The sequence below is a fragment of the Methylotuvimicrobium sp. genome (assembly GCF_050611805.1).
Lineage (GTDB): Bacteria > Pseudomonadota > Gammaproteobacteria > Methylococcales > Methylomonadaceae > Methylotuvimicrobium.
In genome coordinates, this window is sequence record NZ_JBNGHF010000004.1 from 108,145 (window position 1) to 125,108 (window position 16,964).

6 protein-coding genes are annotated in these 16,964 nt (G+C 52.1%); all 6 read left to right on the forward strand.

The window, feature by feature from the left end:
- Positions 1–291 precede the first annotated feature (291 nt).
- The 6 genes from ACRJJO_RS03610 to ACRJJO_RS03635 all read left to right on the forward strand — a co-directional run bounded on the left by ACRJJO_RS03610 (position 292) and on the right by ACRJJO_RS03635 (position 16,911).
- Positions 292–1,020: an MBL fold metallo-hydrolase gene (locus ACRJJO_RS03610; RefSeq protein ID WP_431064555.1), complete on the forward strand. Its 729-nt coding sequence runs from the start codon at positions 292–294 to the stop codon at positions 1,018–1,020.
- Between the two features lie 290 nt (positions 1,021–1,310).
- On the forward strand, positions 1,311–5,567 hold the full coding sequence (locus tag ACRJJO_RS03615; RefSeq protein ID WP_431064556.1) for a PAS domain S-box protein: 4,257 nt from the start codon (positions 1,311–1,313) through the stop codon (positions 5,565–5,567).
- Positions 5,564–9,370 carry a PAS domain S-box protein gene (locus ACRJJO_RS03620; RefSeq protein ID WP_431064557.1) on the forward strand — a complete coding sequence of 1,269 codons (3,807 nt, stop codon included), beginning with the start codon at positions 5,564–5,566 and terminating at the stop codon, positions 9,368–9,370. The genes ACRJJO_RS03615 and ACRJJO_RS03620 overlap by 4 nt, the downstream gene beginning before the upstream one ends.
- A complete protein-coding gene (locus ACRJJO_RS03625) occupies positions 9,360–10,427 on the forward strand; it encodes an HD-GYP domain-containing protein (protein WP_431064558.1) in 1,068 nt (355 codons plus the stop codon). Before ACRJJO_RS03620 ends, ACRJJO_RS03625 begins: the two co-directional genes overlap by 11 nt.
- The gene (locus ACRJJO_RS03630) at positions 10,424–13,363 is read left to right on the forward strand and encodes a PAS domain S-box protein (protein WP_431064559.1); all 2,940 of its coding nucleotides are present in this window, start codon (positions 10,424–10,426) and stop codon (positions 13,361–13,363) included. The genes ACRJJO_RS03625 and ACRJJO_RS03630 overlap by 4 nt, the downstream gene beginning before the upstream one ends.
- Entirely contained in the window at positions 13,360–16,911 is a 3,552-nt protein-coding gene (locus ACRJJO_RS03635; protein WP_431064560.1) for a PAS domain S-box protein, read from the forward strand. The genes ACRJJO_RS03630 and ACRJJO_RS03635 overlap by 4 nt, the downstream gene beginning before the upstream one ends.
- Positions 16,912–16,964 lie beyond the last annotated feature (53 nt).

Here is a 16,964-nt window from a genome sequence, read left to right on the forward strand (position 1 = left end):
TTTTGCCGAGAACAGCCCGCTAGGGGAGCGGCAGGGATGCCGCTCGTTTTCGGAGGGCTAAGGATAGCCCTTCCGAAAACCCTCGGCAAAATCGTCAGCGCGCAGGATGCAGCGGCCTCCGGGTGTCTTTTCTTTTGGATACTTTTCTTTGGACAAGCAAAGAAAAGTATCGCGGTTGTCGGTCCGCGAACCGACTACACATAAGCGTCGCGATAGCGACACAAAACCTTCTTCGGACTTCAATTAGACTGAAGCTTATACGTAATCAAGTAAAATTAAGGCGAGCAAACCATGAAGATGACCCAAATATACGAGGGAGCGCACCGCTGGATCATGTTTGGCCGGGATACCAATAAACCCGCCAACATTATCGATACCAATCAATATATTGTCCGAACGGCGAACCGTTGTTTATTAATGGATCCCGGGGGTATCGAACTGTTCGCACCGATGCTGGCAGCCGTCTTGCATCATGCGCCGGTCGAGGAAATCACCGACTTATTCGCATCGCATCAAGACCCCGACATTATTTCCTCTCTGGGTTTATGGGACCAAGCCCTGCCGAAAGCGAAACTCCATGCCTCATCGCTTTGGGAAGGTTTCATCCGCCACTTCGGTTGCGAATCGATCGACTATGTCGGCATTCCCGATAACGGCGGCAAGATCAAGCTAGATTCTACCGAGCTGAAAATAATCCCAGCACATTACCTACATTCATCGGCCAATTTTCATATTTACGACGCGGAAGCGAAAATCCTGATGTCCGGCGATGTCGGCGCGGCACTCGAAGCGTCCGGCGCGCCGATTTATGTCGACAATTTCGATAGCCACATCGATCACATGCGCTTCTTTCATCAACGCTGGATGCCATCGAATCAAGCAAAAAGAGACTGGATCGAGCGCGTTCGCAAACTCGATATCGAAATCATGGCGCCGCAACACGGGCGTATTTTTAAAGGCGATAACGTTAATCGCTTTTTGGATTGGTTCGAAGGCCTGGAAGTCGGCATAGCCGTTTAAGCCGAAAACCCAGTAGGGTGCGCATCGCACACCTTTCCATGGCGCCTAACTCGACAACAGATTCCGACCCAAGTGGGTGATGCGCACCCTGATGCTTTATATACCTTTCGCATTTCAAATTTCGGCAGTGCCTGAGGAGGCACCTGGGTGTCCGATAAAGGCTTTGCCAGCATGGAGCTGGCATAGAGCCTACATGGACGTATTCACGGCGTCCTTTAGCGGACACCCAGGCGCCGAATTTTGATCTACGATGGGTATAACATTTTCAAAAGTATCTCTAAAATCAAGCCATGCAATCCGAATTTTCAGACGCCCTGCAAGAATTACGAACTGAATTCATCGACCGATTACCAGAGCGAATCGACGCTATCCGTTCGCAGTTTCAGCACATAGACCCGTCCGCATGGCGCCCCGAAGAAGCGGAAATCTTGCATCGGCTGATTCATGGCCTAAGTGGCTCGACCGGGACATTCGGCATGCAGTCGCTCTCGGATGCCGCGCGCGACATGGAAATACGCTTGTCGGATTTACTGAGATCCGGCCTCCCCCCGGTCGAAACAGAATGGCAAGCCGTTGGCATAGCGCTCGACAGGTTAAGCCGTCTCGTCAGCATAGGGTTGCAAACCAACGCCCCTACTCTTTCTCCGCCGCCAACACCGAAACGCGCCAACCGCTCGCCTTTGATCGACTTGATTGAAGACGATGCAGGCCAAGCGCTACATTTGCAAAACGTTTTACAGCAAAACGGTTTTCGTACACGCGTATTCTCCGAACCCTCGCAATTTCAAACCCTGTTCCTGGAACCAAACGCTGAGCCGCCGGCCGCAGTGATCATGGATCTGATATTCCCCGACGGGGACCTTGCAGGCGCGGAAGCCATCAGCAATCTCAATCTTGGCAAAGAATCCGAAATACCGGTCATTATCGTCTCGGTACGCGACGATATCGCTGGGCGTCTCGCCGCATTTCGCGCCGGCGCCTCCCGATATCTTGTAAAACCGGTCAATTCCGAACGCATCGTCGATATTTTGGATACGCTGACCGGACGCCAACCATCCAAGCCTTACCGAGTGTTATTGATGGATGACGATCCGCTCATAGTCAATGCGCACGCGGCTGAATTGCAAGCGGCCGGGATGGAAGTCAAAACCTCGACCCAACCCCTCGACATATTGAATATACTGGACATTTTTTCGCCCGATGTCGCGGTGCTCGATGTTTACATGCCCGAAGCCAGCGGTCCGGAATTGGCCGCTATCATACGCGAGCGCGACGAGTATCTGCATTTGCCGATTCTATTTCTATCCGGCGAAACCGATATGACCCAACAATTGATTGCGCTCAGCCTGGGCGGCGACGACTTTCTAGTGAAGCCCGTACAGCCACGGCATTTGGTCGCCGCTGTTTCGGCAAGAGCGCGCAGGGCTCGACAAAACAGCGCATTACGTCTACGGCTCGAAACCACTCTGTACGAACGCGAGCAAGAACATCTGGCAATCAATCATCACGCGATCGTCAGCATCGCCGACCGCTCCGGCAATATCACCTACGTCAACGACAGGTTTTGCGAGATCAGCGGCTACCGGCGCGAAGAGTTGATCGGACAAAACCATCGCATTGTCAAATCCGGCGAACATCCGCCCGAATTTTACCGAGGCTTATGGGAAACCATCGCCGGCGGCAAGGTCTGGCAGGGTGAAATTTGCAACCGGCGCAAGGACGGCAGTCTATATTGGGTCGAGTCCACGATTACTCCCTTTCTCGGCAGCAACGGAAAACCTTATCAATACGTCTCGATCCGTACCGACATCAGTCATGTCAAAAAGTCGATACAACAACTAAAACTACTGGAACGTGCGGTCGAAGCCAGCACCAGCGGTATCGTAATCGCCGATGCCAACCAACACGATATGCCTCTCATTTTCACTAATAAGGCGTTCGAGTGTATTACAGGCTACTCACGCGAGGAAATATTGGGCAAAAACTGTCGATTCCTCAACAGCAATGACCGCCATCAACCCGGACTGGATCATGTGCGCTCGGCTTTATCAAAGGGCGAAAAAGTCGAAGGCATATTACGCAATTACCGCAAAGACGGATCGATGTTTTGGAACGAGTTGCGGATTGCGCCGGTCCATGACGAACAAGGCGATCTGACGCATTTTATCGGTATTATCAAGGATGTTAGCGAACGCGTGCGCAGCAACGAAGCGCTAAAAAAAGGCGAGGAAAAACTACGGGCGACGCTCGAATCCACACAAGACGGCATTTTGGCCGTCGACGATGCCGGCTCGATCCTTTTCGCTAACCGGCAATTTATCGATCTGTGGCGCATACCGGAAGAACTCGCCTTACCCGGGCAACCGGACCAACGCCTACTGGATACTGTTGAGCATCAATTGGCCGACCCGCTTGAGTTCCGCAAGACTGTACAAGACATTTATCGATTCGGCCAAGATTCGCAAGACCTATTGGAATTTGCAGACGGCAGAATAGTCGAACGCCATTCAAAACCGCTCGTTTCGGAAGGAAAAATCGGCGGTCGGGTATGGAGCTTTCACGACATCACCGAAATCAAACGCGCCGAACGCGCCGTGGAATATCACAAAGAAAGACTGCGCCGCGGACAAATTTTCGCGAACATCGGCACCTGGGAATGGAATATACAATCCGGCGATCTCTTTTGGTCCGAACGCATCGCGCCGCTGTTCGGCTACCCGGACGGGAATTTAGAAACCTCCTATGAAAACTTCCTTAACGCGATACACCCCGACGACCGACAATCGGTCGTCGATGCCGTCGACGCCTGCCTGAAACGCGATTCGCCCTATATCATCGAACACCGCGTCATCTGGCCGGACGGCACCGAACGCTGGCTGCTCGAACGCGGAGCCGTAGTACGCGACGACCAGGGCAAGCCCACGCAAATGCTTGGTGTGGTACAAGACATCGACGACCGCAAACGCGCGGAACTGGCGCTAGCCGAACGCGAAAAGTATTTGCGCATCTTTCAGCATATTGTCGACTCGGTCGTCGACGGCGTCATCACGATCGGCGCCGACGGCATTATCCGCTCGTTTAACCCGGCGGCATGCGCTATCTTCGGATATCGAGAATCGGATATCGTCGGCCGCAAAATCAATGAACTGATGCCGGAACCTCATCGATCCGAACACGACAACTATCTCCAGCGTTATTACGCGACCGGAACCGGTAAAATTATCAATCGTCAGCTGGAATTGATCGGTCGCAGAGCCAACGGTTCCGAGTTTCCGCTTGAGATTGCCGTCAGCGAAGTCAAACTATCCGATGACCTCCTCTTCGTCGGCCTCGCGCGAGACATTACCGAGCGCAAACAAGCCGAACAGGAATTAATTACCGCTAGAGACGCAGCCGATCGTGCCAGCCAGGCCAAATCCGACTTCCTTTCCAGCATGAGCCATGAACTGCGCACGCCGATGAACGCAATTCTCGGTTTCGGCCAACTGATGCAATACGACGAAACCTTGAGCGATGCGCAAAAAGAGGATGTGGAAGAAATTCTCAAGGCCGGCAGGCACTTGCTCGATTTAATCAACGAAATATTGGATTTAGCCAAGATCGAGTCCGGTCGGATTTCGCTATCCATAGAGCCCGTTAGGGTCGCACCGATTATCGAGGAATGCCTGAGCCTGGTATCCACACAAGCGGATAAACGCCGAATAAGCCTCCGCAGCCATACGCAAGAAGACTTTACTGTCCAGGCCGACCAAACACGGCTCAAACAAACGCTACTCAATTTGATTTCCAATGCAATCAAATATAATCGCGAAGGCGGCTTAGTGGCCGTAGAGGCCATGCCTAAAGACAGCGAATACTTGTCAATACACATAACCGATACCGGACGCGGTATCCCGAAGGAACGTTTACATGAACTCTTTCAACCGTTCAACCGTCTCGACGCTGAAAACAGCGCGATCGAAGGTACCGGCATCGGATTGACCATCTCTCGTCGTATCGTTGAAATGATGGGCGGTGCGATCGAGGTCGAAAGCGAAGTCGGCGTGGGCAGCCGTTTCATGATCACGCTTCCGGCGGCCTCGAACCCGGCCTTATTGGAATCGCCTAAAACAGCCGCAGCCATCGAAACACCGACATTCCAGAGTCGCTCGAGGCAACAGCTCGTGCTCTATATCGAAGACAATCCGTCCAATATCCGGCTCGTCTCTCAAATACTCGAAAGACAACGGCACATTCGTCTCATCACGGCCCATACGCCGGAACTGGGCATCGAGTTAGCCCGAGCGCACCGCCCCGACCTCATTTTACTCGACATCAACATGCCGAATTTGAACGGTTTTCAGGTATTATCCATTTTTCAAAACGACCCTATCGTTAAGTCCGCACCGGTCGTCGCGATCACCGCCAATGCGATGCCGCGCGATATTGAACGGGGTAAAGCGGCCGGATTCGCCGACTATTTAACCAAGCCGTTGGACATCGCGCAATTCAACGGCATATTGGACGGTTTGCTCAACCGTATTAAAAAGGACCGGGGTTCATCATGAACGCATGGAGCGAAACCTATCTTGGCCTGATCTTTCAAATTTACGCTTTGGCTTTTTTTTGCTTGGGCGCGGTGGTTTCCGTATTACCGAAACCAAACAACGCCTTGTTTGTTTTCCGGCATTTAAATTGGTTGGCGGGGTTCGGTTTTTTGCACGGTTTTCTGGAACTCATCGAAGGGGAACGCTTACACAACGATGCGAACTGGCTAACTATCGCAAGCTCTTTACTCTTAACCGGCTCATTTTGCGCGCTCTTTGAATTCGGACGGCGCGGATTGAATTCGATATCCGCTGCAATACGCCTACCGGCATTACCGCTGTACGGCATATTAACGGTCGTTAGCGCGGCTTTCGCCGTTAATTCAAACGACCCTTTCGCGGGAATTGAACTGAGTCTGCGCTATTTTGCCGGTGCTCCGGGAGCATTTTTGGCAAGTTATGTACTATTGGCAAGCCGGCAAGATCCCGCGTACGGCGGCAAAGCCGAAATAAACATTCGTTGGTTATTTGCAGGAGCCGCGGCATTCGCCGTTTACGGTTTCTTGACCTTATTCTTATCAACCGGTTTGTCTTTGCTGCCCTGGATACCGACCGCGAAACACTTTGCCGAAATAACAGGACTGCCGTTGCAATTGCCGAAAGCGCTATGCGCGATCTTGATCGCACTTTCGTTTGCGTGGTTGATACGCACGACCGGTCGATTGACCAACGATACGCTATCGCGCGTGCTCGATACGCTCAACGGCTTCGTCTACCGCTGCCGCAACGACCGGGCTTGGACTCTCGATTTCATGACCGGCGGCGTCGAACAGCTTACCGGATATTCTCCAGAGGCCTTTCTACCGCCGAGAAGCCTGAATTATAACGAACTGATTCACGCGGACGACACCGAGCGCGTTTGGAACGAAGTTCAGACCGCCATTAGCGAGCGCCGCGAATTTGAAATCGATTATCGAATTTTGACTCGAAACGGAGAAATTCGTTGGGTCTGCGAATACGGAAGAGGTGTCTTCGGCAGAAACGGTAAGCTACTTTTTATCGAAGGCCGAATTACCGACAATACCGCTCGACGGCAAGCCGAGGCCGGCTTACATATCAAGAATGCAGCAGTCGACGCCTCCATAACCCCGATCGCAATCGCCGGACCGGACGCCAAGCTTTCCTATGTCAATCCGGCTTTCGCCGAGCTATGGAATTTGCCGGACACTCGATCGGCCATAGGCCGCTCGGCGCTCGAATTCTGGGAAGATCCCGGCGAGGCGGAAGCGGTCATCGATAATCTGTCCGTTAAGGGCCAATGGCAAGGCGACTTAATCGCCAAGCGCTTCGACGGTTCGACGGTTGAAGTACAACTATCGGCCTGCATGGTAAACGACCCAGACGGCGCGCCTTTGTGCATGATGGCCTCGTTTCTCGACATCAGCGGTCGCAAACAGGCGGAACAAGAACTATTGCAGGAACGCGATTTCACTAACAGCTTGATCAACACTGCACCGGTCATCGTACTACTCCTCGATCCGCATGGATTCATTCTGCATGTCAATCGCTATTTCGAAGAGTTAACCGGTTATCGGTTGCACGAAATCATTGGTAAAGAATGGTTCGCATCATTCTTACCGAAGCGCGACAGAGATCGAATTCGTCAAATATTCCGCCATGCTGTTCATCAAGAACCGGCACAAGGCAACATCAACCCCATCGTTATTCGAAACGGCGAAGAACGGGACATCGAATGGCATTCCGAGATCATGCGCGATGCCAATGGAACGATTTCGGGACTACTCTGTACCGGCCAAGACGTAACCGAACGCAGGGCGATACAACAACGCGCCGAGATGTTGCAGATGTTGGCGGACGCATCGGTCCAAGGCATCGGCTGGGCGAATCTTACCGGCAAAGTCAATTATTTCAACCAGGCCCTAAGACGCCTGTTGGCAGTTCCGGAAAACACCGAGGTGGGTGATTATACATTTTTCGATTTCTATCAAGAACATCAATTAGTGGAATTGAAGTCCCGGATTTTACCGGAAGTATTGCAAAACGAGTTCTGGACAGGCGAATTCGATATTACCGCCATCGACGGACGCGTGATATCGACTATCCACAGCATTTTCTTAATCAAAGATAGCGACGGCAACCCCATCGCTTTCGCCAATGTAATCACCGATCTCACCGAACGTAAACGCACCGAAATAGAACTGAAACGGCTCAACCTCGAGCTCGAACAACGCGTGCTCGAGCGCACTGCAGAACTGGAAAGACAAAGCCGCCGTAATACAATGATCGTCGACGCCGCGATCGACGGCTTTTTCACCGCCGATCTGCAAGGCAGAATCCGCGATTGCAACGACACTTATTGCATGATGCTCGGATACACCCGAGACGAACTGCTCGGTTTACACATAGCCGACATCGAAGCTATGGAAACGCCGAAACAACTCGAGGCTCATATCGCTCAAGTAATAGAGCTAGGCAGAGACCGATTCGACACCCGCCACCGCCGCTTAGACGGAACTTTGCTGGATGTGGAAGTTAATGTCACATTGAACGAGCTAGGCGGCGAGCGCCTGTTTTTCGCCTTTGTCAGCGACATTTCCGAACGTAAACGCTCTGAGGCCATGCTAATCGCCGCCCGCGAAGAAGCCGAGCGCGCCAATGCCGCCAAATCGGAATTTCTCTCGCGCATGAGTCATGAATTACGCACGCCGCTCAACGCCATTCTCGGTTTCGGGCAATTATTGGAAGCCGACACCGAACAACCACTGACCGACATGCAGGCCGATAATCTCCAAGAAATACTCCAGGCAGGCAGCCATCTTTTGACGCTGATCAATGAAGTCCTAGACCTGAGCCGCATCGAAAGCGGTCGAATCGAGCTTAACCTCGATGTCATCGCGGTCGGCCCGCTTATCCAATCCTGCGTCAAACAGATCAAACCGCTGGCCGAACAACGCGGCATCGCAATCCGCTTTGAATCAATCGACAATTGCTCGATTGTGGCCGATTCTACTCGACTCAAGCAAGTGTTGCTGAATCTACTGTCCAATGCGGTTAAATACAACCGCGACGGCGGACGGATAGCCGTCGATTGCATGTCCGCCGGCCCTAATAGGCTCCGGATCGGTGTTAAAGACACCGGCTACGGCATATCCGCAGAATCGCTGCCCCGTCTGTTCAAGCCTTTCGAGCGGCTGGAATCGGCTTATCAGGATATCGAAGGTACCGGAATCGGTCTGGCGCTGGCGAAAAAACTGGTTGAATCCATGCATGGCGAGATCGGGGTAGACAGCACACCCGGCGAAGGCAGCCGATTCTGGTTCGAATTGCCGTCGGCCGTTTTGCTCGATACCAAAGCCCCTACCGTTCCCGCTAAACCACCGGCAATAAACGCTTCGAATAACATCCCTAGCCACTGCAAACTGCTCTATGTCGAAGATAATCCGGCCAATTTGAGGCTGGTACAAAAAATTCTCGCTGCTCGCCAAAACATGGAATTGTTTACTGCCGTCAATGCCATGGACGGATTGGCAATCGCCGCACACGAACATCCGAATTTGATCCTGCTCGATATCAATTTGCCGAATATAGACGGATTCGAAACGTTGCGCCGCTTAAAGAATAACCCCGCCACCCGAGACATTCCGGTGATCGCTGTCACCGCCAATGCCATGCACAGCGATATCCAACGCGGCATGGCCGCAGGCTTTGCCGATTATCTGACGAAACCCTTGGATGTGCTAGAATTTCTTGAATGCATAGACCGTTTTAAACCCAACGCCGACGGAAAACCTCATGCCCTCTGATTCTCTAAGCAATGAACGCATTCTGATCGTCGACGACGAACCGGCCAATCTCAAGCTATTGGACAGAATGCTCGGACAACAGGGTTACCGAAACCGGATTTTGATCGACGACCCGCGCCAAGTCGTCGATCGTTATCGCCAAGCTCGAACCGATTTGATTCTACTCGACATCAATATGCCTTATCTGGACGGCTTCCAGGTGATGGAGCGACTCATGGCATTAAACGATCCTTTGCTGCCGCCGATCGTAATTTTGACCGCTCAACACGGCAAGGATTTTTTGCTTCGCGCATTAACGGCCGGCGCGCGCGATTTCATTACCAAACCTTTCGACCGCAACGAATTATTGATGCGCGTGCATAACTTGTTACAGGCGCAATTGGCGCATCGGCTTTTGCATGATCAAAAAACGGTGTTGGAAAACATGGTGAGGGCGCGCACCGAAGAACTATACCGAACACGCCTGCAGATCGTACAGCGCTTGGGTATGGCCTCCGAATACCGCGACGAGGAAACCGGCAGCCATATCTTACGCATGAGCCACATCTGCGCCCTGCTCGCCCGAGCACTCGGCTGGAGCGACGATCAATGCGACTTGATTTTGAACGCCAGCCCGATGCACGACATCGGCAAAATCGGTATTCCCGATTCTATCCTGTTGAAACCTGGCAAATTCGAACCGCAGGAATGGGAAGTCATGAAAACGCATGCCGTCATCGGCGCGAAATTATTGGAAGGCGACGATTCGGATTTGCTATGCATGGCACGCGAAATCGCATTGACGCATCACGAAAAATGGGACGGCAGCGGTTACCCCAACGGACTGTCCGGTATTAGCATTCCGGTAGCTGGACGCATCGCGGCATTAGCCGACGTATTCGACGCCTTAACTTCGGAACGTCCCTACAAAAAAGCCTGGACCGTCCAGGCAGCCTGGGATTTAATCAAGGAAAATCGCGGTAAACATTTCGACCCTGATCTGGTCGATATTTTCGAACAACAGTTTCCGGCCATCCTCGAAATCCGCGAGCGTTTCGCGGAATCTTCAGCGCATTGATAAAGAAAAAGCCTCGCACCGAGATCGAGCGAGTAAAAGCCTTACACGCGCTCGGCATTCTCGATACCGAACCGGAAGATCGATTCGACCGGCTGACCCGCCTGGCTCGGCAGTGCCTCGACGCGCCTATTGCGCTGATCGCGTTGGTCGACGAACATCGGCTATGGTTCAAGTCCTGCTTGGGCCTCGATATCACTGAAACGCCACGCGAACTCTCGTTTTGCGCGCATACCCTCCTCAAAAACGAAATCTTCGAAGTCCCGGATGCCCGGATCGACCATCGTTTTAAACAACATCCTCTCGTCGCCGGCTCCAGCAATATCCGCTTCTATGCAGGAGCACCGTTATTGACCGAAGACGGCTTGGCTATCGGAACCTTTTGCATCATGAGCCGCGAGCCGAAACGGCTGACGCCGGAACAACGCAAAGTGCTGAGCGACCTTAGCGCTTGCGCTCAAGATATTGTGAGACTCGTCGCTCGATCTTTGCTGATTTGCCGTAACATTAGCGAAATAAAATCGGCGGAGGCGGCTCTCGATCGCCAAAAACATATAGCCGAGATCATTTCGCGCGCCCAATCTCAATTCATTCTCGAATCGAACCGTAGCCGGGCTTTCGATGACCTGTTATCGGACATACTCAATCTCACCGACAGCGAATACGGATTCATTGCCGAGATATTACATCGCGAAGACGGTAGCCCCTACTTAAAGACTCGGGCGATTACTAACATCGCTTGGAATGACGAAACGCGCGCATTTTTCGAGGCGAATGCGGCGCAAGGCATGGAGTTTTCCAACCTCAAGAATTTGTTCGGTGCCGTCATCGTTTCGGAAAAACCCCTGATCGCCAACGACCCCGAGCATGACCGGAGACGCGGCGGACTCCCTCCCGGCCATCCGCCATTAAATGCCTTTTTGGGTATTCCGGTCCATTACGACCGGAAGCTCGTAGCAATGATCGGAGTCGCCAACCGCCCCGGTGGTTACGAGTCCGGCTGGGTGAAGTTCCTGCATCCGTTGCTGACGACGCTGGGCCAATTAATCGAGGCCGCGCGCGTCAAACGTCTGCATGATCAAAATCAAGCCGAATTGACGCGACTGTCGCGTGTCGCCAGCCAAACCACCAACGGCGTCATCATCACCGACACCGAAGGCTGCGTGGAATGGATCAACGAAGGGTTTACCCGGCTCTCCGGCTATCAACTGGAGGAAATGCTCGGCCGCAAACCCGGCGATCTACTCCAGGGAGAGCTTACCGACCCGACAGCCGTTGCCGAGATACATCGGGCTCTGATTGAACGACAACCCTTCAATGTCGATGTAGTCAATTATCATAAATCCGGGCAAGCCTATTGGGTTCGTATTCAATGCAACCCTCTCTATGATAAGCAAGGCGCATTACAAGGTTTCATGGCGATCGAGTCGGATATCAGCCGCGAAAAAAACGATGCCGAACGCATTTTGATCAGCCAACGCCGGCTAACGGCGATTATTGAAGGGACCCATATCGGCACCTGGGAATGGAACGTTCAAACCGGCCAAACCGTCTTCAACGAACGCTGGGCCGAAATCGTAGGCTATACCTTGAGCGAGCTCGAACCGATTAGTATCGAAACCTGGCTTAAATTAACTCACCCCGACGATTTGCAGCAGTCCGAGCGCTTACTGCAACGACATTTTGCCGGCGAGCTTGAATTCTATGACGCGCAATGCCGAATGCGGCATAAAAAAGGGCATTGGGTATGGGTCCATGACCGAGGCCGTGTCGTTAACCGGACGAACGACGGCAAGCCTTTGATGATGTACGGCACGCATGCCGATATTTCCGAGCAAAAGATGTCCATGCAGGCTTTGAACGACAGCGAAACCAGGCTACGCGGTCTGTTCGAACTCTCGCCGGTCGGTATCGCGCTCAACGATTACGCCACCGGTCGTTTCGTCGAGGTCAACAACGCCTTGTTGGCGCCTACCGGATACAGCCGCGAAGAATTTTTGTCGCTCAGTTATTTTGAAATAACTCCTCAAGAATACGAAGCGAAAGAAAAACAGCAATCGGAAAGCATGAAGAACACCGGTCGCTACGGCCCCTACGAAAAAGAATACATCAAGAAAAACGGCGACCGATATCCGGTTTTGCTGAACGGCATGGTCGTCGAAGACTTGTCGGGCAAGAAAATGATTTGGTCAATCATCGAAGACATCTCCGAACGCAAACGTAACGATCGCATGAAGAACGAATTCATCTCCACCGTGAGCCACGAATTGCGTACGCCATTGACCGCGATAGCCGGCTCGCTCGGCTTGCTGGCCGGAGGCGCATTGGGCGAACTCCCCGGCACCGTTAATGAAATCGTAGCGATCGCCTACAAAAACAGTCGTCGCTTGTCCCTGCTAATTAACGATTTGCTCGACATGGAAAAATTGATCGCCGGCAAATTAAATTTCGACCTTCGTCCGCAAGCGCTGATGCCTCTAGTCGAACATGCCCTGCGCGATAATCAAGCCTATGCGGACCAATTCGGCGTTACCCTCCGAATCACGCAACGCGATGATGCCTTGCATGTCGATGTCGATGCCCAGCGCCTTCAACAAATATTCGACAATTTGTTATCGAACGCGGCCAAGTTTTCACCGAAAGGCGGAACCGTGGATATCGCCGTTCTAAGTACCGGCAATCTGGCTAGAATCGAAGTCAGCGACCGAGGAACCGGCATACCGGAGGCATTCCGCAAACACGTCTTCCAAAAATTCGCTCAAGCCGACGCCTCCGATTCCCGAAAAAAAGGCGGCACGGGGCTCGGACTGGCGATAACCAAGGAATTGGTCGAACGCATGAACGGCAATATCGGCTACGAATCCGAACCGGATAAAGCCACGACTTTTTTTATTACTTTGCCGATTGTCGCCAGAGACTCGTCAAAAATAACATCATGATTTCGATCGACCGTAAAACCTTTGTGCTTTCCACGCTTTTTGCTTTTCTGGCATGGATCGGTAACTGGCTGAACATGCCGCTTTTTTACGGCGTCGATTTCATTTTCGGGTCGATCGCGGCAATGCTTGCGGCGGCTTTCCTCGGCCCGGCCGCTGCGACCGTCATTGCCGCGACCGGCGGTCTTTATACCTTGGCGCTCTGGAATCAACCCTACGCTCTGATCACTTTTACCGCCGAAGCATTGACCGTGGCATTGCTTTATCGCCGCGGACTGCGCAATTTAATTCTAGCCGATCTCGTGTTCTGGTTTTTTTTAGGTCTGCCGTTGATCTTGTTGTTTTATCACAGCATTATCGGCATGGAATGGCAATCGACGCTATTGGTTGCGCTTAAACAACCGTTGAACGGACTGTTCAATGCCATGATTGCCGGTATTATTCTACTCGCCGTTCAAACAGCACTCCGGCCTACAAGGCTAACCGGCCGCTTTAGGCCGTCGTTGTCCGAATTGTTATTCCATGTCTTGTTATGCTCGATACTCTTGGCCGGCGCCATACCGATTATTGTCGAAAGCAACGCCCAGCGAGATCGCCATGAAGCGTTCATGCTCGAACGGTTGGAACAAATCGCTCAACGAGCCGCCGCCGATATCTCCTTCGCGCCTGACGCCGAGATTAAGACCTGGCAAGACCATCTCGCTCGAGCACAACTATCGCCGCAAACGAGCCTAGCCTTGCTAGACCACGATGGACGCATATTAATCGAGCAGGGTCGATTAACCGCCATCGATAAGCAAGCCGGCGAAACCAGACAGCTCAACAAAGGTCTGTCCATCTGGCTGCCATATGGCGAATTGGCCGCCATGGATCGATGGAAACGAGGTCGTTACCTAACCAGCGTACCCGTTACCGGCGCTTCGGATGTCGCTCGAGTGTATATCGAACAAGATGCCGAACCCTTGGTGCTTGATTTCGAAAAAGGCCGCCTACCACTGTTTTTGTCATTAGCGGTGCTGCTATTGTCGAGCATTATCGTTTCCTACTTACTAAGCCGCTGGCTGACGCATTCGCTCCATAATCTCGAGGCCGCCAGTTTCGATTTGGCCGATGCAATCGGCAATGGTCTCAAACCGAATCTGCCGGCCAGTCCCATCATGGAATACGACAACCTGAGCAAGGCGTTGAATCAGATGGCGCAACGCTTGACGGACAGTTTTAACGAGCAATCCGAAATCCTAGCGGGATTAGAACGACAAGTTCAAGCCAGAACGGCTGATTTAAAACAAAATCGCGACCAATATCAGTCGCTGGTCAACAACATTCCCGGCATCGTTTACCGCTGTAAACTGGACGAGAATTGGACGATGCTCTACATGAGCGCTATCGTCGACAACATCAGCGGCTATCCGGCCAGCGACTTTATCGACAACTCGGTGCGCAGTTACGCCAGCATCATTCATCCCGACGATACAGAGCGAGTGGAGCGTTCGGTTTATCACGCGATCGCATCCGGCACCGGGTGGGAGATGGAATACCGAATCCTTCATAAAAACGGATCGATTCGTTGGGCTTACGAGAAAGGAACGGCTATAGCCGACATTGCCGGCAATATCGACTTTCTCGACGGCTTTATTCTTGATATCACCGACCGTAAACAAGCCGAAGCCGCACTTCGTGAAAGCGAGGAAAAACAACGCCATATAACTGAAAACATCAGAGAAGTTTTTTGGCTGCGCAATGCGGATAACGACCGTTTGATTTACATCAACCCGGTCTACGAACAGATATGGGGCAGAAGCTGCCAAAGCTTATACGACGATCCGAACTCTTTCGCCGAATCGATCGTTGAAGACGACAAGCCGGTTTTTTTCCAAAAAATGAACCAATACCGGCACAGCGGTCAGTTCGATATGAAATACCGCATCATGACTCCGGAAGGCAATATCCGTTGGGTACACGCGCAATCTTTTCCCGTTAAAGACGTTAACGGCCAAATTATCCGCCATGCCGGACGTGCCGTGGATATCACTGAAAGCATGCGCGCCGAAAGCGAGCGCAAACGCGTGACTCATTTGCTGACTAGTGTATTAAATGCGGCCTCGGAAATGTCGATTATCGCTACCGATGTAGCAGGCATCATCACGACTTTTAATCCGGGAGCCGAACGCATGCTGGGTTTTTCCTCGGCGGAAGTCATCGGCAAAAAAACGCCCGCTCTGTTCCATAAGACTGAAGAAGTCGTAGCACGCGGCCTGGAATTGAGCAAAGAATTCGGTCGCTCGGTGGAAGGCTTTCGAGTCTTTACCGAAAAACCCGAACAAGAGGGGGCGGAAACTCGCGAGTGGACTTATATTCGCAAGGATGGCCGGCACATTCCGGTATCGCTTGTGGTCACAACTATGCGTGGCGATAAGGGCGACATTACCGGATTTCTCGGTATTGCTCAAAACATCGCCGAACGCAAACATGCCGAAGCCGCACTCAAAGAACAAAGCCGGCACACCAAAGCCATTCTCGATAATATTGTGGACGGCATTATCACGATTGATCGAACCGGTAAAATCAAGTCTTTCAATCCTGCCGCAGAGAAAATTTTCGGCTATGAAGCTGACGAAATCGCCGGCCGTAATATCAAAATATTGATGCCGAATCCGCACCGCGACGCTCACGATAGTTATTTACGCCATTACCAATCGACTGGCATCGCCCGAATCATCGGTATCGGACGAGAAGTCGAAGGCCTTCGAAAAAACGGCGAGCTATTCCCAATGGAACTGGCCATCTCCGAAATCACCCTTCAGGATCAGGTCATGTATGTCGGCATGGTGAGAGATATCACCGAGCGCAAGCGCGTCGACCGCATGAAAAACGAATTCGTTGCCACCGTCAGTCATGAACTGCGCACGCCGCTCACGTCGATATCCGGCGCATTAGGCTTGCTTAATGGCGGCGTGCTGGGCGAATTACCCAAACCTGTGCTTGAGATAATAAGCATTGCCTATGATAATAGCCGTCGCTTGGCCGACCTGATCGACGATTTACTCGACATGGAGAAAATCGCAGGCGGCAAGCTCCAACTCAATATGCAAAAGCAAGATTTGATGCCGTTGATCGAACAGACAGTCGATGCTAACCGAACCTATGGTATCGGACGTCGAGTATCGTTAATACTGACCGGCGAAAGACCAAAGGTCGATATCTATGCGGATGCACAGCGTTTACAACAAGTATTATCGAACCTATTGTCCAACGCCATTAAATTTTCTCCCGATGGAGGCGACGTTTACATCAACGTGAAACAAATTAACGAATCCATACGGATAACGGTCGCCGACCGTGGTCCCGGTATTCCGGACGGCTTCCGCGATCGTGTTTTTCAAAAATTCGCCCAAGCCGACGCTTCGAACACTCGAAAAAAAGGCGGCACCGGATTGGGCCTGGCCATCTCCAAAGAATTGATCGAACGCATGGGCGGCCGAATCAGTTTCGAGTCGATCGAAGGCGAAGGCGCAAGTTTCTATTTCGAAATGCCGATATGGAAAGTGTAAAATTCCTGTTTTCGATTGAACAAACGTATAAAATCAAAACGCCTTCGCTATAC

What these genes read in the sequence shown, in the direction of transcription:
- ACRJJO_RS03610 (WP_431064555.1), top strand. Translation starts at nt 292, where the DNA reads ATGAAGATGACCCAAATATACGAGGGAGCGCACCGCTGGATCATGTTT.
- ACRJJO_RS03615 (WP_431064556.1), top strand. Translation starts at nt 1,311, where the DNA reads ATGCAATCCGAATTTTCAGACGCCCTGCAAGAATTACGAACTGAATTC.
- ACRJJO_RS03620 (WP_431064557.1), top strand. Translation starts at nt 5,564, where the DNA reads ATGAACGCATGGAGCGAAACCTATCTTGGCCTGATCTTTCAAATTTAC.
- ACRJJO_RS03625 (WP_431064558.1), top strand. Translation starts at nt 9,360, where the DNA reads ATGCCCTCTGATTCTCTAAGCAATGAACGCATTCTGATCGTCGACGAC.
- ACRJJO_RS03635 (WP_431064560.1), top strand. Translation starts at nt 13,360, where the DNA reads ATGATTTCGATCGACCGTAAAACCTTTGTGCTTTCCACGCTTTTTGCT.